At 65.2% G+C, this 22,989-nt stretch carries 25 protein-coding genes; 14 read left to right on the top strand and 11 right to left on the bottom strand.

The window, feature by feature from the left end; genetic code table 11:
* Window positions 1-61 precede the first annotated feature (61 nt).
* On the bottom strand, window positions 62-517 hold the full coding sequence (locus ACX0GZ_RS08505) for a DUF1465 family protein (RefSeq protein WP_458815379.1): 456 nt from the start codon (window positions 515-517) through the stop codon (window positions 62-64).
* A gap of 113 nt (window positions 518-630) precedes the next feature.
* On the bottom strand, window positions 631-831 hold the full coding sequence (locus ACX0GZ_RS08500) for a YdcH family protein (RefSeq protein ID WP_458815377.1): 201 nt from the start codon (window positions 829-831) through the stop codon (window positions 631-633).
* Between the two features lie 140 nt (window positions 832-971).
* Here ACX0GZ_RS08500 and ACX0GZ_RS08495 point away from each other — a divergent pair, with 140 nt between their 5' ends.
* Window positions 972-1,127, top strand: coding sequence for a YdcH family protein (locus tag ACX0GZ_RS08495; protein WP_458815375.1), 156 nt, complete (start codon window positions 972-974; stop codon window positions 1,125-1,127).
* Between the two features lie 33 nt (window positions 1,128-1,160).
* Here ACX0GZ_RS08495 and ACX0GZ_RS08490 read toward each other — a convergent pair whose 3' ends face one another.
* The 5 genes from ACX0GZ_RS08490 to ACX0GZ_RS08470 form a co-directional block, all read right to left on the bottom strand.
* A complete protein-coding gene (locus ACX0GZ_RS08490) occupies window positions 1,161-1,535 on the bottom strand; it encodes a PilZ domain-containing protein (protein ID WP_458815373.1) in 375 nt (124 codons plus the stop codon).
* A gap of 84 nt (window positions 1,536-1,619) precedes the next feature.
* The gene (dksA, locus tag ACX0GZ_RS08485; protein ID WP_458815371.1) at window positions 1,620-2,087 is read right to left on the bottom strand and encodes an RNA polymerase-binding protein DksA; all 468 of its coding nucleotides are present in this window, start codon (window positions 2,085-2,087) and stop codon (window positions 1,620-1,622) included.
* Window positions 2,088-2,563: 476 nt separating this feature from the next.
* On the bottom strand, window positions 2,564-2,740 hold the full coding sequence (locus ACX0GZ_RS08480; RefSeq protein ID WP_458815369.1) for a hypothetical protein: 177 nt from the start codon (window positions 2,738-2,740) through the stop codon (window positions 2,564-2,566).
* A gap of 30 nt (window positions 2,741-2,770) precedes the next feature.
* On the bottom strand, window positions 2,771-3,445 hold the full coding sequence (locus ACX0GZ_RS08475; RefSeq protein ID WP_458815367.1) for a hypothetical protein: 675 nt from the start codon (window positions 3,443-3,445) through the stop codon (window positions 2,771-2,773).
* 199 nt (window positions 3,446-3,644) lie between these two features.
* Window positions 3,645-4,085, bottom strand: a complete 441-nt coding sequence (locus tag ACX0GZ_RS08470; protein ID WP_458815365.1) for a host attachment family protein — start codon at window positions 4,083-4,085, stop codon at window positions 3,645-3,647.
* A gap of 106 nt (window positions 4,086-4,191) precedes the next feature.
* Between ACX0GZ_RS08470 and serS the strand changes: the two genes are divergently transcribed.
* The 6 genes from serS (at window position 4,192) to rimO (ending at window position 10,263) form a co-directional block, all read left to right on the top strand.
* Window positions 4,192-5,472, top strand: coding sequence for a serine--tRNA ligase (gene serS / locus ACX0GZ_RS08465; RefSeq protein WP_458815363.1), 1,281 nt, complete (start codon window positions 4,192-4,194; stop codon window positions 5,470-5,472).
* Window positions 5,469-5,855, top strand: coding sequence for a DUF2513 domain-containing protein (locus tag ACX0GZ_RS08460; protein WP_458815361.1), 387 nt, complete (start codon window positions 5,469-5,471; stop codon window positions 5,853-5,855). Before serS ends, ACX0GZ_RS08460 begins: the two co-directional genes overlap by 4 nt.
* The gene (gene surE / locus ACX0GZ_RS08455; protein ID WP_458815359.1) at window positions 5,855-6,619 is read left to right on the top strand and encodes a 5'/3'-nucleotidase SurE; all 765 of its coding nucleotides are present in this window, start codon (window positions 5,855-5,857) and stop codon (window positions 6,617-6,619) included. The genes ACX0GZ_RS08460 and surE overlap by 1 nt, the downstream gene beginning before the upstream one ends.
* Window positions 6,603-7,724, top strand: a complete 1,122-nt coding sequence (locus ACX0GZ_RS08450) for a peptidoglycan DD-metalloendopeptidase family protein (RefSeq protein ID WP_458815356.1) — start codon at window positions 6,603-6,605, stop codon at window positions 7,722-7,724. Before surE ends, ACX0GZ_RS08450 begins: the two co-directional genes overlap by 17 nt.
* Window positions 7,721-8,767, top strand: a complete 1,047-nt coding sequence (locus tag ACX0GZ_RS08445) for a potassium channel family protein (protein ID WP_458815354.1) — start codon at window positions 7,721-7,723, stop codon at window positions 8,765-8,767. The genes ACX0GZ_RS08450 and ACX0GZ_RS08445 overlap by 4 nt, the downstream gene beginning before the upstream one ends.
* Before the next feature lie 161 nt (window positions 8,768-8,928).
* Window positions 8,929-10,263, top strand: a complete 1,335-nt coding sequence (gene rimO / locus ACX0GZ_RS08440) for a 30S ribosomal protein S12 methylthiotransferase RimO (protein ID WP_458815352.1) — start codon at window positions 8,929-8,931, stop codon at window positions 10,261-10,263.
* 125 nt (window positions 10,264-10,388) lie between these two features.
* Here the strand turns inward: rimO and fsa are convergent, their stop codons facing one another.
* Complete coding sequence (gene fsa, locus ACX0GZ_RS08435; protein ID WP_458815350.1) at window positions 10,389-11,042, bottom strand: fructose-6-phosphate aldolase; 654 nt, start codon at window positions 11,040-11,042, stop codon at window positions 10,389-10,391.
* A 130-nt stretch (window positions 11,043-11,172) separates the two neighbouring features.
* On the opposite strand from fsa, the gene ACX0GZ_RS08430 reads away from it, so the two are divergent.
* From ACX0GZ_RS08430 to ACX0GZ_RS08420, 3 genes are all read left to right on the top strand, one after another.
* The gene (locus ACX0GZ_RS08430) at window positions 11,173-11,835 is read left to right on the top strand and encodes a DUF2490 domain-containing protein (protein ID WP_458816173.1); all 663 of its coding nucleotides are present in this window, start codon (window positions 11,173-11,175) and stop codon (window positions 11,833-11,835) included.
* Between the two features lie 167 nt (window positions 11,836-12,002).
* The gene (locus ACX0GZ_RS08425) at window positions 12,003-14,168 is read left to right on the top strand and encodes a primosomal protein N' (protein ID WP_458815348.1); all 2,166 of its coding nucleotides are present in this window, start codon (window positions 12,003-12,005) and stop codon (window positions 14,166-14,168) included.
* A gap of 168 nt (window positions 14,169-14,336) precedes the next feature.
* The gene (locus ACX0GZ_RS08420; protein WP_458815346.1) at window positions 14,337-15,842 is read left to right on the top strand and encodes a trypsin-like peptidase domain-containing protein; all 1,506 of its coding nucleotides are present in this window, start codon (window positions 14,337-14,339) and stop codon (window positions 15,840-15,842) included.
* Here the strand turns inward: ACX0GZ_RS08420 and ada are convergent, their stop codons facing one another.
* The 3 genes from ada to ACX0GZ_RS08405 form a co-directional block, all read right to left on the bottom strand.
* On the bottom strand, window positions 15,843-16,880 hold the full coding sequence (gene ada, locus ACX0GZ_RS08415) for a bifunctional DNA-binding transcriptional regulator/O6-methylguanine-DNA methyltransferase Ada (protein WP_458815344.1): 1,038 nt from the start codon (window positions 16,878-16,880) through the stop codon (window positions 15,843-15,845).
* A gap of 57 nt (window positions 16,881-16,937) precedes the next feature.
* Window positions 16,938-17,615 carry a dienelactone hydrolase family protein gene (locus tag ACX0GZ_RS08410; protein WP_458815342.1) on the bottom strand — a complete coding sequence of 226 codons (678 nt, stop codon included), beginning with the start codon at window positions 17,613-17,615 and terminating at the stop codon, window positions 16,938-16,940.
* Between the two features lie 171 nt (window positions 17,616-17,786).
* Complete coding sequence (locus ACX0GZ_RS08405; RefSeq protein ID WP_458815340.1) at window positions 17,787-18,197, bottom strand: MarR family winged helix-turn-helix transcriptional regulator; 411 nt, start codon at window positions 18,195-18,197, stop codon at window positions 17,787-17,789.
* A 165-nt stretch (window positions 18,198-18,362) separates the two neighbouring features.
* Between ACX0GZ_RS08405 and ACX0GZ_RS08400 the strand changes: the two genes are divergently transcribed.
* The 4 genes from ACX0GZ_RS08400 to atpD all read left to right on the top strand — a co-directional run bounded on the left by ACX0GZ_RS08400 (window position 18,363) and on the right by atpD (window position 22,949).
* Window positions 18,363-18,917, top strand: coding sequence for a F0F1 ATP synthase subunit delta (locus ACX0GZ_RS08400; RefSeq protein WP_458815338.1), 555 nt, complete (start codon window positions 18,363-18,365; stop codon window positions 18,915-18,917).
* Window positions 18,918-18,926: 9 nt separating this feature from the next.
* Complete coding sequence (atpA, locus tag ACX0GZ_RS08395) at window positions 18,927-20,456, top strand: F0F1 ATP synthase subunit alpha (protein ID WP_458815336.1); 1,530 nt, start codon at window positions 18,927-18,929, stop codon at window positions 20,454-20,456.
* 99 nt (window positions 20,457-20,555) lie between these two features.
* Complete coding sequence (locus ACX0GZ_RS08390; RefSeq protein ID WP_458815334.1) at window positions 20,556-21,446, top strand: F0F1 ATP synthase subunit gamma; 891 nt, start codon at window positions 20,556-20,558, stop codon at window positions 21,444-21,446.
* 27 nt (window positions 21,447-21,473) lie between these two features.
* On the top strand, window positions 21,474-22,949 hold the full coding sequence (gene atpD, locus ACX0GZ_RS08385) for a F0F1 ATP synthase subunit beta (RefSeq protein WP_458815332.1): 1,476 nt from the start codon (window positions 21,474-21,476) through the stop codon (window positions 22,947-22,949).
* Window positions 22,950-22,989: the final 40 nt, after the last annotated feature.

The raw sequence follows: 22,989 nt of genomic DNA, 5'->3' as shown, positions 1-22,989 counted from the left end.
GGCTGACCCGGCTTCGACAAGCTCAGCCTGAGCGCAAGGGGAAAGCAGCCGAGCGGCAAGCTCAGAACGCGTAGGCCAGCCTGGCTTGCAACGACGCCACCGGATTGGCGCGGGGTCGCGCGTCGGCATTGGCATCGTCGATCAGCGCCACGCGTCGGTGAAGGTCGATGCTCGCCTGAATCAGCGCGCGCGCTGCATCGGGCAGCTTGGCGACCGCCACCATGTCACTGACCGGCTGGTCACCCAGCCGCCGCGACGGATCCAGCGCCTCGCGCGGGCGCAACTCGCCCGCATCGACCGCACGCTGGGTCAGCAGCCACGCGACGACGTGCATCAACCGCGTCGTCACCTTCAGCGATTCGCAGGCGAACAACACACGCTGCAAGGGATCGAGCGCCACGCGTTCGTCGCTGCCGTCCAGATCGAAATAACCACGCGCATCGTCGGCGAGCAGCATCGATTCGACATAGAGCTGGTCGATCAGGCGACGATGCAGTTCGGGTGCGGTACGATCCATCGATCGTTACGATGCCAGAAGCGAATCGGGATGTGAATCGTCAAATGCGCGTTTCGTCGCATTGTTTCGGGGCAGTTCGGGACAGCCCCCGCCCTCAGGCGATGATGTCGGGCTCAGGCGATGATGTCGGGCACCAGTTCGTCCTCGACCAGCGCGATTTCGTCACGCAGGCGGAGCTTGCGCCGCTTCAACCGGGCAAGCTGCAACTGATCGGCCTGGATGCCCTGGCCAAGTGCCTGAATCGCATCGTCCAAATCGCGATGCTCGATCCGTAGCGCCTCCAGCCGGGCGCGCAATTCGCCTTCATCGCCCATGTCGAATCGTCACCTCGCGCCTTCGCTTCGTCGCCGCAATCCACTCGGGCGAGCGATTGCACCGAATCCAGAGGGCGACAAGCGCGTTGATGTGTGATCTATTCGCTGTCCCCCCAACTTCAGCCAGGAGGAATGCTTCCATGTACAGCGCGCATCAGACCGCACTGGAGACCAAGCATGCCAATCTCGATCGTCGAATCGCGGACGAAATGCATCGTCCCCTCCCCGATCAGACGACCATCGCCGACCTGAAGAAACAGAAACTGCGCGTGAAGGAAGAACTGCTCGCCCAATAGGGCGGCGCGTCGCGCCTGTCCTGCCGCGTGCGATCAGCGCTTCGGCAGGATGGGCTTGGCGAAATGGGGAGTCTTCTTGCCCTGCCCAACGGGTTTGCGCGCCGCCATCGGATCGACCTCGCGATCGAACGCGATTCCGATCCGGCCATCGGTGGCCCAGGCGATGCGCCCCTTGATCCAGCCGATATTGCGCACATCGACTTCCAGCCGATCGCCGACCTCGACGAATCCGGCATGTTCGGCCATCAATCCGCCGGCCGACAGGTTGCGCACGCGCACGGCATGAATTTCAGGATCGCCGTCGAACCGCAACTGGGCGGCCAGCAACAGGCTGTCGCGCGACCCATGCCGCCCGGCGGCGGCCGCTTCGTCCTCGTCGGACACGGCGCTGTGCGGATTCTGGTCCATGTGACGATATTACCCGAATTGCGACTTGAGTCGAATGAAAGCAGCAATCCCTGTCGAAACCGTTAACCGGGGACGACTCAGGCGTCAGTCTTCGCGCGACACCTTTTCGTTGCGCTCGTGCTTTTCCTGCGCCTCGACGGTCATGGTCGCGATCGGACGCGCTTCGAGACGCGCCAGGCTGATCGGCTCTCCGCTCACTTCGCAATAGCCATATTCGCCCTCCTCGATGCGGCGCAGCGCCGCATCGATCTTGGCGATCAGCTTGCGCTGGCGGTCGCGCGTGCGCAGTTCGATCGACCAGTCGGTTTCGCTCGACGCGCGATCGGTCAGGTCTGCCTCGCGCAGCGAATCGCTTTGCAATTGCGACAGGGTTTCCTGCGCCTCGCGGTGGATCGCTTCCTTCCACGCCTGCAGCTTGGCGCGGAAATAGGCCTGCTGCCTGTCGTTCATAAAGGGTTCGTCCGCGCTCGGCCGATAATCGCCCAGCGCGTCGTTCGCGACCGCAGGCCGCATGTTTTCCGGTGCGTCCAGATGGTTCAAGACCGTCGCCATCCTACTCTCCACTCGACCCTTCCGCCGGTCTTGTGCCGGTCGGTGGCCGCCCCACAAGGGGGGCCTATAGGGCCGCTCTACGCATCAAACAAGCGCGCAATGCACGCCTAAGCCCAAGTGGCATGAGGGGAATTTACCGGCGGTGAACCGATTCGCATCCACGACGAAGCGAAACGACCGTCAAATGCCGCCCGCGTTAATCTTTGGCAGCGAAAACCGTCCCACGATCGGACGTTAACCATGATCCGGCGCATCCAAATCCCGGAATTTCAAATCGGGACGCCAGAAGCGTGGTTAAGGCGATTGCGCTTAAGTCTTTGTTTCGCACTTTGGGGGACACGAAGAAGCCGAGGTTGCCACGGGGGCAGCCAAGGTTTCGGCCCAGATTGAAAGTGTGAGCCTATGTCGGTTCGGATGGCCCTAGCGAAACTTGCAGCCTGCACCGCGGGCGGCGCGGTGATGGGCGGCGGCGCGGTCTATGCCGTCGAGCAGAACAACCAGCGCCCCGGCATCGAGCGCAAGCTGGTCCAGAAGCAGCGCGCGGTGAAACGCACCGCCGGCGGCAAGGACAAGGTCGCGACGAAGCAGATCGTGCGCCGCACCGTCACCGAAAAGGGCATGGTGTGCGAACCCAAGGTGGTGACCGTGACCACCCAGGGCGCGCCGATCCCGCTGCCTCCGGCCTATGGCGGCGGCGAAATGCCGATCGTGTCGTCCAGCGGCGGTTCGGGTGGCATCCTGGTCGGCGGTTCGGGCGGCTTCGGCGGCGGCGGGTTCTTTGCCGGTGGTTTCTTCGGCGGTTCGGGCGGGTCGAGCGGGATCGTGATCTCGTCCACCTCGTCGGGCGGATCGACCTCGTCCTCAACCTCGTCGGGCGGCAGCTCGGGCGACGTGTCGTCCTCGACCTCGACCGGCGGTTCTTCCACCTCAACCGGTGGCAGCTCGACCTCAACCGGCGGCTCGTCCACCTCGACTTCGACCGGCGGCAGCTCCACCTCGACCTCGACGGGCGGTTCGTCGACCAGCTCTTCGGGCGATGTCAGCTCCTCCTCGTCGGGCGACGTGTCCTCATCGACCTCGACCAGTTCGTCGGGCGATGTATCGTCGTCGACCTCAACCTCGACCTCGACCAGTTCGTCGGGCGACGTGTCGTCGTCGACCTCGACGTCCAGCTCGACCAGTTCGTCGACCTCGTCCTCGACGTCGAGCGGCTGGTCCACCTCGTCGGGCTGGAAGCCACCGTCGAGTTCGGGCAGCTCGGGATCGAGCGGCACGCCGCCGACCCCAGTCCCCGCGCCGCCGATGCTGTTGCTGTTCGGTGCGGCCGCCGGCGCGCTGGTGGTGCGCAAGCGGTTCATGAAGAAAAAGACGGACTGACAGGGGCGGCTCTAAGCTGCCCCCCTCAACCGTTCGTTTCGGGCGAAGTCGAGAAACGCGTCTCGTAAGCCAGGCTCAGGTTTCTCGACTTCGCTCGAAACGAACGGATCTGGGATGGTTTGAATCAGTAATCCGAAATAGCGGCCCGCCGGTTTTCCCTTTCCGGCGGGCCGCTTCGCGTCAGGCGGCCTGAAGCGCGCTTTCGATATCCTCGACCGGATGGCCGGTCAGCGACTTGTCGATCTCGCCGATCAACCGGCTTTCGACTTCCTTGTGATAATGTTTGCGCAGTTCGCCCAGCGTCTTGGGCGGCGCGACGATGATGAGTTTCTCGAAATCATTGTTCAGCGCGCGCTTCTTGAGCAGTTCCGCCGTTTCCGCCGCGAACCGGTCTTCCTCCAGCTGGTGGAAATCGGTCTCCTCATAGGCGCTGCGGCCCGGCCCGACGCTGGAAAAGCTGCGCCCCGGACGATCGGTGCCTTGGTCGCCGTCGCTGGGATTGTCCTGCTCGCGTTTGCGCTCGACCACCAGATTGGGGTTCTGCGCGTCGCCATCATTCCTGAAAAACAGCATCTTGCGGCCGTCGGCGACGACGATGAAGGTGTCGTTGGGGATCAGCATGGGGATTGGTTCCTCTCTTTGCGTTGGGATTGCGGGCTGAACGCCGGGCAGGCGGCAGAGGTTGCGCCTTGCGCGTCGAAAGGCCGCTCGCCATACGCTTTGCCCCATGCACGACATCCGCCTGATCCGCACCGACCCCGCCGCCTTCGACACCGCGCTCGCGCGCCGGGGAGCGGAGCCGCGCTCGGCGGCACTGATCGCACTCGACGAACGCCGCCGCGCGGTCGCAACCGACGCTCAGACCGCGCAGGCGCGCCGCAACGAAGCGTCCAAGGCGATCGGCGCGGCCAAGGCGTCAAAGGACGAGGCGACGGCGGCATCGCTGATGGCCGAAGTGGCGACGCTCAAGGAGCGCCTGCCTGCCCTCGAGGCCGAAGAACGCACGCTCACCGAACAACTCGATGCGGCGCTTGCGGAGATCCCCAACCTGCCCGCCGACGAGGTGCCCGAAGGTGCCGACGAGACCGGCAATGTCGAGGAGAAACGCTGGGGAACGCCGCGCGATTTCGATTTTGCGCCGAAGGAGCACGCCGACCTCGGCCCCACGCTCGGCATGGATTTCGAAGGCGGCGCGGCGCTGTCCGGCGCGCGCTTCACCGCACTGCGCGGACCGATGGCGCGCCTCCACCGCGCGCTCGGCCACTACATGCTCGACCGCCAGACCGGCACCGGGGGCTATACCGAAGTCATGCCGCCGCTGCTGGTCCGTGATGAGGCGATGTTCGGCACCGGGCAGTTGCCCAAATTCGCCGAAGACCTGTTCCAGACCACCGACGGGCGCTGGCTGATCCCGACGGCGGAGGTCAGCCTGACCAATCTGGTGCGCGAACAGATATTGGACGCAAGCGCGCTGCCCATCCGCTTCACGGCGCTCACCCCATGCTTCCGTTCCGAAGCGGGCTCGGCGGGCCGCGACACGCGCGGCTTCATCCGCCAGCATCAGTTCGAGAAGGTCGAACTCGTCGCGATCGTCGCGCACGAGGATTCCGAGGCCGAGCATATCAAGATGCTCGAAGACGCCGAGGCGATCCTTGAGGCGCTCGACCTCCCTTATCGCCGGATGCTGCTGTGCACGGGCGACATGGGCTTCGGCGCGCGCAAGACCTGGGATCTGGAGGTCTGGCTGCCGGGGCAGAATGCCTATCGCGAAATCTCCAGCATCTCGAACACCGGCGATTTTCAGGCACGCCGCATGAACGCGCGCTATCGGCCCGAAGGCGAAAAGGGCACGCGGTTCGTGCATACGCTGAACGGATCGGGGCTGGCGGTCGGGCGGACGCTGGTCGCGGTGCTCGAGAATTACCAGCAGGCAGATGGTTCAGTGACCGTGCCGGAGGTGCTGAAGCCGTATATGGGGGGCATCGGGCGGCTGGAGAAAGCCGGGTGAGACGAGATCTGGATGCCGTTCGAGACACGATGCTGGCAATTGAAAACAAGCAGACGTGGGATGGTGTTTGGGCTGAAGACTTTGAGGTTGAAGGATATGATTCTTCTGTCGTTGGCAAGCACCTTCTGCTGCTTGCCGACGCGGGATTTCTCGTCTGCGAAAAGGTGACAAGCAAAAGCACGCCGGATCGTGTGGTGACGGTGATGATTTTCGACCTTAGCTGGAAAGGTCACGAATACCTCGACGCAATCCGTGATCCCGAGATTTGGCGACAAGCCAAATCAGGTGCCGCAAAGGCAGGAAACGCAGGCTTTGATTTTCTGATCGAGACCGCCAAAGCGATCGCTAAGTCGGGCCTGAAAGAGTTTGGGATAGTTTTTTAATGCGAATCCTCGTCACCAACGATGACGGCTATCACGCGCCCGGGCTCAAAATCCTGGAGGCCATCGCCGCCCGCTTCTCCGACGATGTGTGGGTCGTCGCCCCCACCGAGGAACAGTCCGGCGCGGGCCATTCGCTCACCCTCACCCGTCCCTTGCGCATCCGCCGCCACGGCGAAAAGCGCTTCGCCGTATCCGGCACGCCCACCGACGCGGTGATGATGGCGCTGGCCAGGATCATGAAGGACACGCCCCCCGACCTGATCCTGTCGGGGGTCAATCGCGGCGCCAATCTGGCCGAGGACGTGACCTATTCGGGCACGGTGTCCGCCGCGATGGAGGGCGCGCTGGCGGGTGTGCGGTCGATCGCGTTCAGCCAGGTCTATTCGCGCGAGGGCATGGGCGATGCGGTGCCGTTCGAAGCCGCGAGCGCCTGGGGAGAGCGCGTGCTGCGACCGCTGATCGACCTGGTCTGGACGCCGCGCACCCTGATCAACGTCAATTTCCCGGCGCTGCCCGCCGACGCGGTAAAGGGCGTGCGCGTCGTGACGCAGGGACTGCGCGACTATGGCCGGCTTCAGATCGTCGCCAACCGCGACCCACGCGGGTACGAATATTTCTGGTTCGGACTGGGGCCGACGGTCGAGACGCCCGCGCATTCGACCGACCTGGAAGCGATCGCCGACGGCTATATTTCGGTGACCCCGCTGCATCTGGACCTGACGCACCGCGAATCGCTCGATATGCTGAGTGAAGCGTATCGTTAAGGGGGACGAGCGGATGGGGATGTTGGCGCGCTGTGCAGCCAGGATCGGGGCCGTGGGATTGGGCGGCGCGATGCTCGCCGCCTGCATTCCGCAAGGATCGGGGCCACGGCCCGTCGAGCCGCGCTACGCCGCGCCCGCCGCCCAATCGCAAGCCGATGGCCGGGTGCGCGAACTGCCCGTCCCGCCGCCTGCATGGGAAGCCCGGCAGGCCAGCGCCGACGGACGCGCCGTCGTCACCACCATCTATACCGTGCGGTCCGGCGATACGCTGCGCGTCATCGCCGATCGCACCGGTGCCGGGTCCGATGCGATCGCGCGCGCCAATGCGATGGTCGCGCCGTTCGTCGTCCATCCGGGCCAGCAACTGACGATCCCCGGCGGCCGCTATCATCTGGTCCGCAGTGGGGAGACGGGAATCGCCATCGCCCGCGCTTACGGCGTGCCGTGGCAACAGGTGGTGGCCGCGAACGCGCTGACCGATCCCTATATCCTGCGAACCGGCCAGCGCATCCTGATCCCCGGCGACGCTGCGCCGACCGCTTATGCATCGGCCAGCCCCAGCAACGCCGCCACCCGCGCCGCTCGCTTCACCCTCAATATCGAGGATATCGTGACCGGCGGAGAACCCGCCATCGCCGCGAATGCCGCCCCCGTCCGCGCGCAACCGACGCCGTCGCGCCCGCTCGCCTCGACCGCTGCCGTCGCTGCACCGCCGCCGGTACGCGGCGGATTCCAGTGGCCCGCGACGGGCAATCTGCTTGCCCGGTTCGGCAGGGGGCAAAGCGGCGAACGCAATGACGGGATCAAGATCGGCGTGCCGGTGGGAACCCCGGTGCTGGCCGCGAACGACGGCGTCGTCATCTACGCGGGCAGCGAAGTCCCCGCGCTCGGCGGCCTCGTCATGCTGCGCCATTCGAACGGCCTGATCACCGTCTATGGCCATGCCAGCGAGTTGCTCGTCCAGCGCGGGCAGACGGTGAAGCGCGGACAGGCCGTCGCGCTGTCGGGCGACAGCGGCTTCGCGCCGCGCCCGCAGCTTCATTTCGAAATGCGCCAGGGGCGCGACCCGATCGACCCGCTCACGCGATTGCCTGCCCGAACATGAGCAAACGCCCCGTCCTCCGCCACGCGACGATCAGCCGAAAATCGCGCATCTCCCCCTGGGCGTCGATCGCCTGGCGCGTGGGGGCGGTGGTCGGGTTGTACGCCTTTGCCGTCGCGTTTCATTGGTTCGACCGCGAAGGGCTGAAGGACGAACTCGACGGCCATATCAGCTTTCTCGACGTCATCTATTTCACGATGATCTCGATCACGACGACCGGTTACGGCGACATCGTGCCAGTTTCGACAGGCGCGCGGATGTTCGACGCGCTGGTCGTAACCCCGATCCGCATCTTCGTGATCCTGATCTTCATCGGCACGACCTATCAATTCATCCTCAAACGCAGTTGGGACAGGTGGCGCATGGCGCAGATCCAGAAAACGCTGACCGATCACATCGTCATTGCCGGATATGGCAAGACCGGGTCGGACGCGGTCAACGAACTGATCGCGCGCGGCAGCGATCCGGCGTGCATGGTGGTGATCGACGGCGATGCCGAAGCACTGAAGCGCGCCGAAGACGCAGGCTGCAACGTGCTGGTCGGCGACGCCACGCGCGATGGTACGCTGCTCGACGTGCGGGTGGAGCGCGCCCGGACGCTGATCGTGGCAACGGGCCGCGACGACACCTCGATCCTCGTCACGCTGACCGCGCGGCATCTGGCGCCGGACGTTCCGATCTCGATCATCATCAAGGCCGACGACAACGAACTCCCCGCGCGCGCGGCAGGGGCCAACACGGTCATCAATCCGGTCAGCTTCGCCGGTCTGCTGCTTGCCGGGTCGGTCGAAGGGCAGCATGTCGCTGATTACATGCTCGACCTCGCCTCGGTCGACGGGCGCGTCCATCTGGCCGAACGGCGGATCACGCTGGAGGAGGTCAACAAGCCGCTGGCCGAAGTTGCCACCGGCCTGGGCGTCCGGCTCTATCGCGGCGGCAAACCTTACGGCTTTTTCGAACCCGAAGCCCAGTCGCTCCACGAAGGCGATGTGATCGTGGAAATCGTGCCGGGGAATGGCAAGGACGGCACCATTAGGGCGAATTAGTCTGGGTTCAAAAAAGCATCCCCCGGCCCGTTCGTTTCGAGCGAAGTCGAGAAACGCTAGTGTAGCGCGACGTTTCTCGACTTCGCTCGAAACGAACGAAACTTTGGTATCCGGCCCGACCTAGCTTTTCCCGCCAAAATCGCTATGTGCGCGCATCAATCATGGCAACCAAACTCCCCGAACCACCGCGCATCGGCATGGTGTCGCTCGGCTGTCCCAAGAATCTGGTCGACAGCGAACGCATCCTGACGAAACTGCGCTCCGACGGCTACGAAATGTCCCCCGATTATGCGGGCGCGGATGTCGTGCTGGTCAACACCTGCGGCTTTCTCGACTCGGCAAAGGAAGAATCGCTGGAGGCGATCGGCGAAGCGATCAGCGAGAATGGCCGGGTCATCGTGACCGGGTGCATGGGAAAGGAAGCCGATGTCATCCGCGCGCGCTTCCCCAATGTGCTGGCGGTCACCGGCGCGCATCAATATGAGGAAGTCGTCGGCGCGGTCCATGACGCGGCACCGATGCCGCCCAGCGCGTTCCTGAACCTCGTCCCCGAAAGCGGGCTGAAGCTGACGCCGCGCCATTACAGCTATCTCAAGATTTCGGAAGGCTGCAATCATCGCTGCGCCTTCTGCATAATCCCTTCGCTACGCGGCGATCTGGTCAGCCGCCGCCCCGACGCGATCCTGCGCGAGGCGGAAAAGCTGGTCGCGGCGGGGACGAAGGAATTGCTGGTCATCAGCCAGGACACCTCGGCCTACGGCGTCGATATCCGCAAGGAACCGCGCGCCTGGAAGGGTCGCGAGGTCGTACCACATATGACCGACCTGGCGCGCGAACTGGGTCAATTGGGCGCGTGGGTGCGGCTCCACTATGTCTACCCCTACCCCCATGTCGATCAGGTCATTCCGCTGATGGCAGAGGGGTTAATCCTCCCCTATCTCGACATCCCGTTCCAGCACGCCAGCCGATCGGTGCTGCGTGCGATGCGTCGCCCCGCGAACGAGGCCAAGGTGCTGGAGAGGATCAAGGGCTGGCGAGAGATCGCCCCCGACATCGCGATCCGATCGACCTTCGTGGTCGGCTTCCCTGGCGAAACCGAGGATGATTTCGACTATCTGATGGACTGGCTGCAAGAGGCGCAGCTCGACCGCGTGGGCGCGTTCCGCTTCGAGCCGGTCGAGGGCGCAGCGGCGAATGATCTGCCCAACCCGGTGCCTGAGGACGTGAAGGAAGAACGCTACGCCCGACTGATGGAACTGACCGCGCGGATTTCGGCGGAGAAGTTGAGCGCGAAAGTCGGTCGCACGCTCGACGTCATCATCGACGCGGTGGACGCGGAGAGTGGCGGGGCAACCGGCCGGTCAAAGGCCGACGCGCCCGAGATCGACGGCGAAGTCCATCTGCGCGATGCCGGACACCTAACACAGGGCGATATCGTGGCGGTCGAAATCGAGGATGCCGACGAGCACGACCTGTTCGGGGTGCCCGTCGCCTAATTTTCTTCGTCACCCCGGACTTGTTCCGGGGTCCACCGGGCGGCAAGTCATTCGCCCGAACCGCCCGACGAGCCCAGGCGGCTTGGTGGACCCCGGCACTTCGGCCGGGGTGACGGAGTGCGTTCTTACCCGATCGACTGCCCGGTCTTCGCCCAGTCGGCCAGGAACCCTTCGATCCCCTTGTCGGTCAGCGGGTGCTTGACCAGCTGGCGGATCACCGCGGGGGGTGCAGTCATCACGTCCGCACCGATCTTGGCGGCTTCCAGAATGTGGACGGGATGACGCACGCTTGCGACCAGAATCTCGGTCCGGAAGTCGTAATTGTCATAGATGATGCGGATATCGGAGATCAGCTGCATCCCGTCGAAGCCGACATCATCGTGCCGTCCCACGAACGGCGAGATGAAGGTCGCCCCGGCCTTCGCGGCGAGCAGCGCCTGATTGGCGGAGAAGCAGAGCGTGACATTGACCATCGTCCCGTCGTCGCTCAGCGCCTTGCAGGTCTTGAGACCGTCGATCGTCAGCGGCACCTTGACGGCGATATTGTCGGCGATCTTTCGCACGACTTCGGCCTCGCGCATCATGCCTTCATGGTCGAGCGCGACGACTTCTGCCGATACCGGCCCCTTCACGATCCCGGCGATCTCGCGCACCACTTCCAGGAAATCACGGCCCGATTTATGGATCAGCGACGGGTTGGTAGTGACGCCATCGACCAGTCCGCTATCGGCAAGGTCGCGGATTTCAGCGGTGTCGGCAGTATCGACGAAGAACTTCATGACGGTTTCCTTGCAGATATGTGACGCTTTGCGGACGACTATGTTACAGGCCCCGCGCGCCGATTCGTGGCGCCTTATACCCGCGTGGCGGCAATCCGACACCGGCCTAGGGAGTTTGAACCTCTTGCGTATGCCGTTCCTCGCGAGCCTGCTGCTCGCCAGCATCGCCAGCCCCGCATTCGCGCAGGATCAGGACCAGCAATTATGGGTCAATCTGGCGGCGGACACCGACCTTAGCGATACGACCGTTCTGGAATTCGAAATGAACCAACGGTTCGGCAACGACGAAGGCGGCATCATCGAGAGCCAGTATCTCGTCAGTATCGGCGTCGATATCGTCGGCGGGTTCACACTGACCGGCGGGATCAACCGCGTCGTCGGCGTTTCGGACGGTCGCGTCAGCAACACCGAGTGGCGTCCGCGCCAGGAAATCGGATTTCCGAGCGCAAAGATCGGCAGCGGCGAGTTGGGTGGACGCATCCGTCTGGAACAGCGCTTCCGCAGCGACGGGGACGATGTCGGCCACCGTCTGAGGCCAGAGATTACCTATACCCTGCCGCTGACCGAGACGCTCGACCTTGAGGTGGGGCATGAAAGCTATTTTAACCTCAACACCACCGATTTCGGCCAGCGGTCGGGGCACGAACGGATGCGGAATTTCGCGGCACTGGGCTTTCCCGTCGCGCAGAATGTCAGCGCGTTGGTCGGATATCTCAACCAGTACCGTTTCAACCGCGACGCGCGCGATCGGATGGAGCACGCGCTGGCGACGGGGCTGTCCGTTCAGTTCTAGCCGCCACAGGCGAGTACCCAACCGTCATTGCGAGCGAAGCGAAGCAATCCAGAACCGCGCGTTTGGATCGCTGGATTGCTTTGCTCGCAATGGCGATCGGCCAGTGACACGTCGCGCCCAGCCGGAAAGGTTTACCCCGCCCCCCGCGCGCCCTATCTGGCGCGTCCATGTCCCGCGCGCGCGTCATTGTCCTCAATTCGGCTCTCGGCCCGCTCGATTATCGCGTGTCACACGGTATGAGTGTCGAGCCCGGCAGCATTGTCGTCGCCCCGCTCGGCCCGCGCCAGTTGATCGGGGTGGTGTGGGAAGCCGACCGGTTGCAAACCGAGGAAGTCGGCGACAATCGCTTGCGCAACCTGATCGGCGTGCTGGACGCCCCGCCGATCCCGGAGCCCCTTCGGCGGCTGGTCGAATGGACCGCGGATTATTACCTCGCGCCGCTTGCCAGCGTGTTGCGCATGACACTCGCCTCGACCTCGGCATTGGAAGGCGCGCGCACCGCGACCGAATATCGCGCGACCGGAATAACGCCGCCGCGCATGACACCGCAGCGCGAGCAGGCGCTGGCGCGGATCGGCGACCGCCAGGGACTGGTGCGCGAACTCGCAGCCATCGCCGACGTCTCCGACGCGGTGATCCGCGGGCTCGTCAAATCGGGCGCGCTGGAATCGGTCGAGGTCGATATCGACGCGCCCTTCGCCCTCCCCGATCCCGCCCATGCCCCGCCCGCGCTCAACCCCGAACAGGAGGCCGCCGCCTCCACCCTGCGCCGCGCGGTGGACGCCCATGCCTTTCAGCCCTTCCTCCTCGACGGCGTGACCGGATCGGGCAAGACCGAAACCTATTTCGAAGGGGTCGCGCAGGCGATCGAAGCGGGCCGACAGACGCTGGTCCTGCTTCCCGAAATCGCGCTCACCCAGCCCTTCCTCAAACGCTTCGCCGCGCGCTTCGGGGTGACGCCGGTCGCATGGCACAGCGACTTGCGATCCTCGCAGCGCCGACGCGCCTGGCGGGCGATTGCCAGCGGGCAGGCGCTGGTGACCGTCGGCGCGCGATCTGCGCTGTTCCTGCCCTATCGCAATCTCGGCCTGATCGTCGTCGACGAGGCGCATGAAACGAGCTTCAAGCAGGAAGACGGCGTCCATTATCACGCGCGCGACGTCGCGGTGATGCGCGGCAAATTCGAACGCTGCCCGGTCGTGCTCGCCTCCGCCACACCGGCGATCGAGACGCGGCAACAGGTGACGCTCGGGCGCTACACCGAACTCAAGCTGCCGGGCCGCTACGGCGCCGCCGAACTGCCCGAGATCGCCGCGATCGACCTGATCGCCGAGCCGCCCGAACGCGGGCGCTGGATTGCGCCGACGCTGGTCCGCTCGATCGACGAGACGCTGGCGCGCGGCGAGCAATCGCTCTTGTTTCTCAACCGGCGCGGCTATGCGCCGCTTACGCTGTGCCGTCATTGCGGGCATCGCTATCAATGCCCCAATTGCACCGCCTGGATGGTCGAACACCGGCTGACGCGCCGCCTCGCCTGCCATCATTGCGGGCATCAGATTCCGACCCCGCGCGCCTGCGGCGAATGCGGCGAGGAAGACAGCCTGGTCGCGTGCGGCCCCGGCGTCGAGCGCATCGCCGACGAGGTCGCGGCGCTGTGGCCCGAAGCGCGCACCGCGATCGTCACCTCCGATACCTTATGGTCGCCCGCGCGTGCGGCGGAGTTCGTCGAGCGGATGGAGGCAGGCGCCATCGACATCGTCGTCGGCACGCAGTTGGTGACCAAGGGCTATCACTTTCCCAACCTGACGTTGGTCGGCGTGATCGACGCCGATTTGGGCCTGGACGGCGGCGACCTGCGCGCGGCGGAACGGACCTTTCAACAGATCATGCAGGTGTCGGGGCGCGCCGGTCGCGGCGAAAAGCCGGGCCGCGTGTTCATCCAGACCCACGCCCCGAACGCCCGCGTGATGCGCGCGCTGGTGACGGGCGACGACGCCGCCTTCTACGCCGCCGAATCGCAAGCGCGCGAGGATGCGGGCGCGCCGCCCTTCGGTCGTTATGCCGCGATCATCGTCTCGTCGGAGGATCAGGACGCCGCCCGCGACGCCGCCACCCGCATCGGCCGATCCGCGCCGGAGGTGGAGGGGATGCACGTCTATGGCCCCGCCCCCGCCCCCCTCGCCATGCTGCGCGGCCGTCACCGTTTTCGACTATTGGTCCACGCCCGCCGCGCGCTCGACGTGCAGGATGTCATCCGCGACTGGCTGGGCGGCGTGGACTGGCCGTCCAAGGTGCGCGTCGCGGTGGATGTCGACCCGTATAACTTTCTCTGACCGTCGCTCCCGCGAAAGCGGAGCCCATCTTCCAAGCTGCGCGAATGGTAACAAAAGGAGATGGATTCCCGCCTTCGCGGGAATGACGGGCAGGTTTGGAAACCCCTTGAACCCCGCAGCGCTTTCGCCAAAGACACGGACAGACCTCCGGGGGCCACCACCGCAACCATGATTCGCCTGATCGCCTTTCTCGCGCTCATCCTGACGCTCGCCGCGCCCGCACGCGCCGACGACATTTCGGCGTCGGGGCGCGGGGTCGTGCGGATCGTGGTGATCGCCGTGGTCGATGACGAAGTGGTCGGCTTCGGCCACGGCAGCGGCTTTGCGGTCGCGCCCAATCGGGTCGTCACCAACGCGCATGTCGTGGCGCTCGTTCAGCGCTATCCGGGCAATGTCGTGATCGGCATCGTGCCGTCAGAGGGCAGCCAGGCGTTTCAGGGCCAATTGGTCGCGCAGGACATCGACAAGGATCTGGCGCTCATTGAATTTCGCGGCGAGCGCCTGCCCCCGCTGGCGCTCTACACCGGCCCGCTCGGTGAGGGCGAAGGCGCCTATGCGCTCGGCTATCCCGGCAATGTCGATCTGGCGACCGCGCGATCGGCCAATGATTACATCACGCCGCTGACGCCGGTGCGGACGCAGGGGCTGTTTTCGGGCCGCCGCTCGCTGATGGGCACCGAAGTCATGCTCCACACCGCGTCGATCGCACGCGGCAATTCGGGCGGACCGCTGCTCGACCGGTGCGGCCGGGTGATCGGCGTCAATTCGGCCTTTACCCGCGCCGACGAAGGCGACGCCGCCTTCGCCTTCGCGATTTCTGGCGCGGAACTCCAGTCCTTCCTCCGCGAAGCCGGGCAGCCGATCGCCGTCACCGGCAGCCGCTGCACCAGCATCGAGGACAGCCTGGCCCAGGATCGCACCGCCGCCGAACGCGCCGCCGCCGAGGCCGCCGCGCGCGACGCCGCCGACGCCGAACGCGCGCGCCAGGCTCGCGAAGCCGCGCTCGACGCGGAACGCGAACGCATCGACCTCGCGCGCGAAAACTATATGGCGATCGCCGCGTTCCTGCTGGTGCTGGCGGGCGTGAGCGTCGCGGGCGCCGCCTTGCTCGCGACCAAGGGGCAGCGCCGCAACGCCGCAATCGCGCTGGGCGCGGGCGTTCTGCTGCTGATGGTCGCGATCGCGGTATTCCTGCTGCGCCCGACCTTCGACCCGGAAAAGGTGACGTTGCCGAACGACGATGCGCGCGCCGAGTCTCCGGTCGCGCTTGCGGGCGCGCTCACCTGTCGCATCGTCCCCGAACGCAGCCGCGTGATCGTATCGGACACCGCCGACGTGCCGCTCGACTGGCGCGACGGCGGCTGCGTCAACGGGCGGACCCAATACGCCCGGACCGAAAAGGGCTGGCAGCGCATCCTCGTCCCCGGTGAGGAAGCGACGGTGTCGGTCCTCGATTTCGATCCGGCTTCCGGCCTCTATGTCAACAGTCGCTATCTGCTTCCCGCCGCGCAAATGGCCGAAGCCCGCCGCCTGCGCGCCGGAGTCGAGCTGAAGCAATGCTCAGGCGACGAGGAAGCGGTCGACAAACTGGGTGCAATGCAGGCCGCGATCCGCTCCAGCCTTCCCGCGCTGCCCAACGAACGCCTGGTCTATCGCTGCGACGCGGCCGAGTGATTATTTTCGCTCGCGGCGCACGAGCGCCCGCTTGCGCTCGACACCGTAAGCGTATCCGCCGATCGACCCGTCGGCGCGGTTGACCCGGTGGCAGGGGATGACGACCGCGACGTTGTTCGCGCCGCAGGCCGAACCGGCGGCGCGAACCGCGCCGGGTTTGCCGATTGCGGCGGCGATTTCGCCGTAACTCATCGTCTCGCCCGGCGGGATGCGGCGTAGTGCCTGCCAAATCGCTTCCTGAAACGCGGTGCCCTGCACATCGATCGGCAAGTCGCGGTCGCGGCCCGGTGTTTCCACCTCGGCGACGACCCGCGCGGCGAGCTTGGCGAGCGCCGAGCCGCCTTCGACGATCTCGGCGGCGGGAAAGCGCTGGGCGAGTTCCAGCGGACCTTCGTCGAACGACACGCGGCAAAGGCCCTTTTCGGTCGCGGCAACCAACAGCTTGCCCAGGCTGGTGTCGGCAACGGTCCAGCGGATCGTCACCCCCGCCCCGCCCCGCGCCCAGGCGCTGGGGCTCATCCCCAGCCGCTTGCCCGCATGGTCGTAGAAGCGGCTGGGCGCCGAATAGCCCGCATCGTAGATCGCGTCCGCCACCCGGTTCTCGCGCGTCAGCGCATCGCCCGCGCGCGTCGATTTCAGGCTGCGGGCATAGGCGGCGGGCGTCACCCCGGTCGCGCGTTTGAACAGTCGGTGGAAATGGTGCGGCGCATATCCGACGGCGCTCGCGAGCGCATCCAGCGACGGTGCGTTCTCCGCCGCCTCGATCAGTTCGATCGCCCTGGCGACGGCGATCCGGTCGCGGCCCACCTCGTCGGGCTTGCAACGCAGGCAGGGACGATAGCCCGCCGCGCGCGCTGCCGCGCCATCGGAATAGAAGGCCATATTCTCGCGCAAGGGTCGCCGCGCGGGGCAGCTCGGCTTGCAATAGATGCCGGTGCTTCTCACCGCGCCGACAAAGGTGCCGTCCCGGTCGCGATCGCGCGCGACGAAAGCGGCCCAGGCGGCGTCGGGATCGATGGCGCTCTGCTGCTGGATCATGAGTCCGGTCTAGGCGGGTGATCGCCTGCGCGCATCCCGCGCCTTGCGGCCAAATCCTTATCCGCCATTGGCGCGGAACAGCGCCAGCGTTCGCTCGCGCGCCAGATCGGCGGAGGGTTCGTGATAGTCCTTGCGTCGGTCCGAATTGAACCCATGTCCGGCGTCATAGACGAAGATCTCGGCATTGGTGGGCGCCTTGGCGATCATGGCCTCGACATCATCGACCGGAATGCCGCGATCATATCGTCCGAAATGGGCGAAGGTCGGCACGCGCGGTTCTTCGGTCGTCTTGGGGATCAGGCTGCCATAATAGGCGGAGGCCGCCGCCACTCCCTTCAACCGGCACGCCGCGAACCAGGCGACCGACCCGCCATAGCAATAGCCGGCGACGAACACCGCGCCGCGATCGGACAGCGCGTCGATGCAGTTCTGCACATCGGCCAGCGACTGGTCGAACGGATGGAGTTTGCGCGCCAGTTCGACCGCGCGGTCGAAATCGGCGCCGGTATAGTCGGCCTCGAACCCCGGATGCTCGCGGTCGAACAGCGCGGGCGCGAGGACTTCATAGCCTTCGCGCGCATAATCGTCGCATTGCTCGCGAATATGGTCGGTGACGCCAAAGATTTCCTGCACCAGCACCAGCCCGCCCCGGCATTCGACCGTCGGTTTGGCGTGATAGACGGCGATGTCGGCGCCGTCGGCCATCTTCATGTGGATCGTCTCGCCGGTCGGCATCTTAGAGTTCCTTATCCCGTCTCGCTGTTCCCTTAACCCAACCCGTTTGTCCCGAGTAGCCTTCGAGCTTGTCGAGAAGGCGTATCGAGGGAGAGTGCATCAGCAGGCCTGTCTCGATACGGGTTCTCGACAAGCTCGAACCCTACTCGACACCAACGGGGTAGGAAGTGGTCAGGTGATTTTACTTAATGCTCTTAGCAGCCCCGCCCTGCCCGCCGCATCCAGCGTCCCGAATACCGCCCCATCCACGCGCAGCGCTACCGCATCCAGTTCCGGCACCAGCCGCGCCCCCGCGCCAGTCAACGCGATCGTCTGCATCCGTCCGTCCCCGCGGCCCTTTGCGCGCACCAGCAATTGCTTGGCTTTCAACCGATCGACCAGCTTGGTGACTGCGCCGCGCGTCATCCCCATCCGGTCGGCGAGCACGCTCGGCGCAACCGCGCCCGCCGCGCGCAGCTCGCGCAAGAGCGTCGCTTCCGCGGCGGTAACACCGTGCGTGCGCACCGCCGCGGCTTCGGCCACCGCCAGCTTCCCCGCCGCCACCCGGAGCAGCGTACCAAGCGATCGTTCAGGGCTTTCCATTCCGGCAAAATCGGTCAAACCCGTTTCCTAGTCAACCAATGCCAGACTCCATCTTGCATCCCCCGGCCCCCGATGCTAACCGCGCCGCGAACCCATCGGGGGCCGCATCGTTCGGCCCTCTTTTCGCATGGGGCCATCTTACTCGTCACACGGGGACCGTCACGCGTGGATTATTCCGCCGGTATTCAGGCAAGCCTTAGCGGGCGTTACGCCACCGCCCTGTTCGATCTGGCGCGCGAAGCGAAATCGATCGACGCGGTCGAGGCCAGCCTGGTCAAGATTCGCCAGGCGCTGACCGAATCGGCCGAATTCGCCGAACTCGCCGCCAGCCCGCTGGTCAACCGCACCGCCGCGTCGAAGGCGGTCGCCGCCGCTGCCGACGTGATGGGCGTCGATCCGACGACAAAGAAATTCCTCGGCGTGCTGGCGCAGAATCGACGCCTGTCGAGCCTGACCGCGATCATCCGCGATTTCCGCGCGCTCGCCGCCCGCCATCGCGGCGAAGTGACCGCAGAGGTCGCCTCCGCCCATCCGCTGACCGACGATCAGGTCAAGGAATTGAAACAAGCGCTGCGCACCCGTGTCGGTCGCGACGTCACCCTCGACCTCCGCGTCGATCCCTCGCTCCTTGGCGGGCTGATTGTGAAGATCGGCAGCCAGATGATCGATTCGTCGATCAAGACCCGTCTCAACACCCTCGCGCACGCGATGAAAGGCTAAGGCACGACAATGGATATCCGCGCCGCAGAAATCTCGAAGGTCATCAAGGACCAGATCGCCAGCTTCGGCACCGAAGCGCAGGTCAGCGAAACCGGCCAGGTGCTGTCGGTCGGCGACGGCATCGCGCGCATCCACGGCCTCGACAATGTCCAGGCCGGCGAAATGGTCGAGTTCGCCAACGGCGTGCAGGGCATGGCGCTGAACCTTGAGGCCGACAATGTCGGCGTCGTGATCTTCGGCTCGGACAGCGAGATCAAGGAAGGCGACGTCGTCAAGCGGACCGGCACCATCGTCGACGTTCCCGTCGGTCGCGGCCTGCTGGGTCGCGTGGTCGATGGCCTCGGCAACCCCATCGATGGCAAGGGCCCGATCGAGTTCACCGAGCGCAAGCGCGTCGAGGTAAAGGCGCCCGGCATCATCCCGCGCAAATCGGTGCATGAGCCGATGCAGACCGGTCTGAAGGCGATCGACGCGCTCGTCCCCGTCGGCCGCGGGCAGCGCGAACTCATCATCGGCGACCGCCAGACCGGCAAGACCGCCGTCGCGATCGACGCCTTCATCAACCAGAAGACCGCCAATGCGGGCACCGACGAATCGAAGAAGCTCTATTGCATCTACGTCGCGATCGGCCAGAAGCGTTCGACCGTCGCACAGATCGTCCGCCAGCTCGAGGAATCGGGCGCGATGGAATATTCGATCGTCGTCGCCGCGACCGCATCGGAACCGGCACCGCTCCAGTTCCTTGCACCCTATACCGGCTGCACGATGGGCGAATTTTTCCGCGACAACGGTATGCACGCGGTCATCGTCTATGACGATCTGTCGAAGCAGGCGGTGGCCTATCGCCAGATGTCTCTGCTGCTGCGTCGTCCGCCAGGTCGCGAAGCCTATCCCGGCGACGTGTTTTATCTCCACTCGCGCCTGCTCGAGCGCGCGGCGAAGATGAACGACGCCAACGGCAACGGATCGCTGACCGCGCTGCCGATCATCGAAACCCAGGCGGGCGACGTGTCGGCCTATATCCCGACCAACGTGATCTCGATCACCGACGGCCAGATCTTCCTCGAAACCGACCTGTTCTTCGCGGGCATCCGCCCGGCGATCAACGTCGGCCTGTCGGTCAGCCGCGTGGGTTCGGCCGCGCAGACCAAGGCGATGAAGAAGGTGTCCGGCTCGATCAAGCTGGAGCTGGCGCAGTACCGCGAAATGGCGGCGTTCGCCCAGTTTGGCTCGGACCTCGACGCGGCAACGCAGAAGCTGCTCAATCGCGGCGCACGCCTGACCGAACTGCTCAAGCAGGGCCAGTTCCAGCCGATGCCCTTCGAGGAACAGACGGTGTCGATCTTCGCGGGCACCAACGGCTATATCGACGCCGTGCCGGTGACGGACGTGGTGCGTTACGAACAGGCGATGCTGGCCGACATGCGCGCCAACCATGCCGACATCCTGACGACGATCCGCGACACCAAGGATCTGGGCGACGAGGTCAAGGGCAAGCTCAAGGCCGCGCTCGACCAGTTCGCCAAGACGTTTGCTTAAGTAACCGTCACCCCAGCGAAAGCTGGGGTCTCGGGCCGCCAGCGCGCGGTTTGTTGCACGAGATCCCGGCTTTCGCCGGGATGACGAGGTAGGAAGAACATGGCCTCTCTCAAGGCGCTGAAACTCCGGATCGGGTCGGTCAAATCGACCCAGAAGATCACCAAGGCGATGAAGATGGTCGCCGCGGCGAAGCTGCGCCGTGCGCAGGAAGCCGCCGAAGCCGGTCGCCCCTATGCCGAGCGGCTGGAAGCGGTCGTCGCGTCGCTCGCGTCGAAGGTTCAGGTGACCGAAGGATCGTCGCCGTTGCTCGCGGGCACCGGTCGCGACCAGAAGCATCTGTTCGTCGTCGCCACGTCGGACAAGGGTCTGGCGGGTGCGTTCAACACCAACATCGCCCGCCTCGCCCGCCGCGAAGCCGACAAGCTGATCGCCCAAGGCAAGGGCGTCGAATTCTACACCATCGGCAAAAAGGGCCGCGCGGTCCTCAACCGCCTGTATCGCGAGCGGATGAAGCACGGCATCGAGCCCGGCGATCTCGGCAAGCTGACCTTTGCCGATGCGCGCGGCTATGCCGACGATCTGATCGCGCGATTCGAAGCGGGCGAATTCGACGTCGCGCACCTCTTCTATTCGACGTTCAAGACGGTGCTGACGCAGGAGCCGACGATGCAGCAATTGCTGCCCGTCAAGCTGCCGGTCGTCGCCGACGGCGCGGCGGCGGACCTGGAGGGCGGCGCGGTCGTTACTTACGAGCCGGACGAGGAATCGATTCTCGCCGACCTGCTCCCGCGCAACGTCGCGATTCAGATCTTCAAGGCGATGCGCGAGAACGCCGCGTCCGAACAGGGGTCGAAAATGACCGCGATGGACAACGCGACGCGCAACGCCGGCGACCTCATCAAGCGCCTGAACATCGAATATAACCGCCAGCGCCAGGCCGCAATCACGACCGAACTGGTGGAAATCATCTCTGGCGCGGAAGCGCTCTAACGTTTCGACACGCAAGGAAGCATGACGATGGCAACCGCCGCAGACACTTTCGCCCCAAAGGCGACCACCAATAACGTAGGCCGCATTTCGCAGGTCATCGGCGCAGTCGTCGACGTTACCTTCGAACAGGACAAGCTGCCCGCGATTCTGGCCGCGCTGGAAACCGACAATAACGGCCAACGCCTGATCCTCGAAGTCGCGCAGCATCTGGGCGAGAACACCGTCCGCACGATCGCGATGGACGCGACCGACGGTCTGACGCGTGGCCAGTCGGTCACCGACACGGGCTCGCAGATCCGCGTTCCCGTCGGCCCCAAGACTTTGGGTCGCATCCTCAACGTCGTCGGCGAGCCGATCGACGAGCGCGGTCCCGTCGGCCACACCGACACCGCGCCGATCCACGCCAAGGCACCGGACTTCATCGACCAGTCGACCGAAAGCTCGATCCTGGTCACCGGCATCAAGGTCATCGATCTGCTCGCCCCCTATGCCAAGGGCGGCAAGATCGGCCTGTTTGGCGGCGCCGGCGTCGGCAAGACGGTTCTGATCCAGGAACTCATCAACAACATCGCCAAGGGCCACGGCGGCACCTCGGTCTTCGCGGGCGTCGGTGAGCGCACCCGCGAAGGCAACGACCTCTATCACGAGTTTCTCGACGCGGGCGTCATCGCCAAGGACGCCGACGGCAATCCGCAGTCGGAAGGATCGAAGGTTGCGCTGGTCTATGGCCAGATGAACGAACCGCCGGGCGCCCGCGCCCGCGTCGCACTGTCGGGCCTGACCATCGCCGAATATTTCCGCGACGTCGAAGGTCAGGACGTGCTGTTCTTCGTCGACAACATCTTCCGCTTTACCCAGGCCGGTTCGGAAGTGTCGGCGCTGCTCGGCCGCATCCCGTCGGCGGTGGGGTACCAGCCCACCCTGTCCACCGACATGGGCGCGCTTCAGGAACGCATCACCTCGACCAACAAGGGGTCGATCACCTCCGTGCAGGCGATCTACGTGCCCGCCGACGATCTTACCGATCCGGCACCGGCAACCTCGTTCGCTCACTTGGACGCGACGACCGTTCTCAACCGCGCAATCTCCGAACTCGGCATCTATCCGGCGGTCGATCCGCTCGATTCGACCAGCCGCGTGCTGGAACCGCGCGTCGTCGGCCAGGACCATTACGACACCGCACGTGCGGTCCAGTCGATCCTGCAAAAATACAAGTCGCTTCAGGACATCATCGCCATCCTCGGCATGGATGAGCTTTCCGAAGAGGATAAGCTGATCGTTGCGCGCGCGCGCAAGATTCAGCGCTTCCTGTCGCAGCCCTTCCATGTCGCCGAAGTCTTCACCGGCATTTCGGGCAAGTTCGTGCAGATCGAAGACACGATCAAATCGTTCAAGGCAGTGGTGGACGGCGAGTACGACCACCTCCCCGAAAGCGCCTTCTACATGGTCGGCGGGATCGAGGACGTGATCGCCAAGGCCCAGAAGATGGCCGACGAGGCTTAAAGCCAGTTCCCCTCCCGCTTGCGGGAGGGGTTAGGGGAGG

Source organism: Sphingomonas aestuarii, assembly GCF_054457155.1.
Note: the sequence above shows the minus strand (reverse complement) of the source record. Positions and strands in the feature narration are given on the sequence as shown.

What these genes read in the sequence shown, in the direction of transcription:
- ACX0GZ_RS08505 (WP_458815379.1), bottom strand. Translation starts at nt 517, where the DNA reads ATGGATCGTACCGCACCCGAACTGCATCGTCGCCTGATCGACCAGCTC.
- ACX0GZ_RS08500 (WP_458815377.1), bottom strand. Translation starts at nt 831, where the DNA reads ATGGGCGATGAAGGCGAATTGCGCGCCCGGCTGGAGGCGCTACGGATC.
- ACX0GZ_RS08495 (WP_458815375.1), top strand. Translation starts at nt 972, where the DNA reads ATGTACAGCGCGCATCAGACCGCACTGGAGACCAAGCATGCCAATCTC.
- ACX0GZ_RS08490 (WP_458815373.1), bottom strand. Translation starts at nt 1,535, where the DNA reads ATGGACCAGAATCCGCACAGCGCCGTGTCCGACGAGGACGAAGCGGCC.
- dksA (WP_458815371.1), bottom strand. Translation starts at nt 2,087, where the DNA reads ATGGCGACGGTCTTGAACCATCTGGACGCACCGGAAAACATGCGGCCT.
- ACX0GZ_RS08475 (WP_458815367.1), bottom strand. Translation starts at nt 3,445, where the DNA reads ATGAACCGCTTGCGCACCACCAGCGCGCCGGCGGCCGCACCGAACAGC.
- ACX0GZ_RS08470 (WP_458815365.1), bottom strand. Translation starts at nt 4,085, where the DNA reads ATGCTGATCCCCAACGACACCTTCATCGTCGTCGCCGACGGCCGCAAG.
- serS (WP_458815363.1), top strand. Translation starts at nt 4,192, where the DNA reads ATGCACGACATCCGCCTGATCCGCACCGACCCCGCCGCCTTCGACACC.
- surE (WP_458815359.1), top strand. Translation starts at nt 5,855, where the DNA reads ATGCGAATCCTCGTCACCAACGATGACGGCTATCACGCGCCCGGGCTC.
- ACX0GZ_RS08445 (WP_458815354.1), top strand. Translation starts at nt 7,721, where the DNA reads ATGAGCAAACGCCCCGTCCTCCGCCACGCGACGATCAGCCGAAAATCG.
- rimO (WP_458815352.1), top strand. Translation starts at nt 8,929, where the DNA reads ATGGCAACCAAACTCCCCGAACCACCGCGCATCGGCATGGTGTCGCTC.
- fsa (WP_458815350.1), bottom strand. Translation starts at nt 11,042, where the DNA reads ATGAAGTTCTTCGTCGATACTGCCGACACCGCTGAAATCCGCGACCTT.
- ACX0GZ_RS08430 (WP_458816173.1), top strand. Translation starts at nt 11,173, where the DNA reads ATGCCGTTCCTCGCGAGCCTGCTGCTCGCCAGCATCGCCAGCCCCGCA.
- ACX0GZ_RS08425 (WP_458815348.1), top strand. Translation starts at nt 12,003, where the DNA reads ATGTCCCGCGCGCGCGTCATTGTCCTCAATTCGGCTCTCGGCCCGCTC.
- ACX0GZ_RS08420 (WP_458815346.1), top strand. Translation starts at nt 14,337, where the DNA reads ATGATTCGCCTGATCGCCTTTCTCGCGCTCATCCTGACGCTCGCCGCG.
- ada (WP_458815344.1), bottom strand. Translation starts at nt 16,880, where the DNA reads ATGATCCAGCAGCAGAGCGCCATCGATCCCGACGCCGCCTGGGCCGCT.
- ACX0GZ_RS08410 (WP_458815342.1), bottom strand. Translation starts at nt 17,615, where the DNA reads ATGCCGACCGGCGAGACGATCCACATGAAGATGGCCGACGGCGCCGAC.
- ACX0GZ_RS08405 (WP_458815340.1), bottom strand. Translation starts at nt 18,197, where the DNA reads ATGGAAAGCCCTGAACGATCGCTTGGTACGCTGCTCCGGGTGGCGGCG.
- atpA (WP_458815336.1), top strand. Translation starts at nt 18,927, where the DNA reads ATGGATATCCGCGCCGCAGAAATCTCGAAGGTCATCAAGGACCAGATC.
- ACX0GZ_RS08390 (WP_458815334.1), top strand. Translation starts at nt 20,556, where the DNA reads ATGGCCTCTCTCAAGGCGCTGAAACTCCGGATCGGGTCGGTCAAATCG.
- atpD (WP_458815332.1), top strand. Translation starts at nt 21,474, where the DNA reads ATGGCAACCGCCGCAGACACTTTCGCCCCAAAGGCGACCACCAATAAC.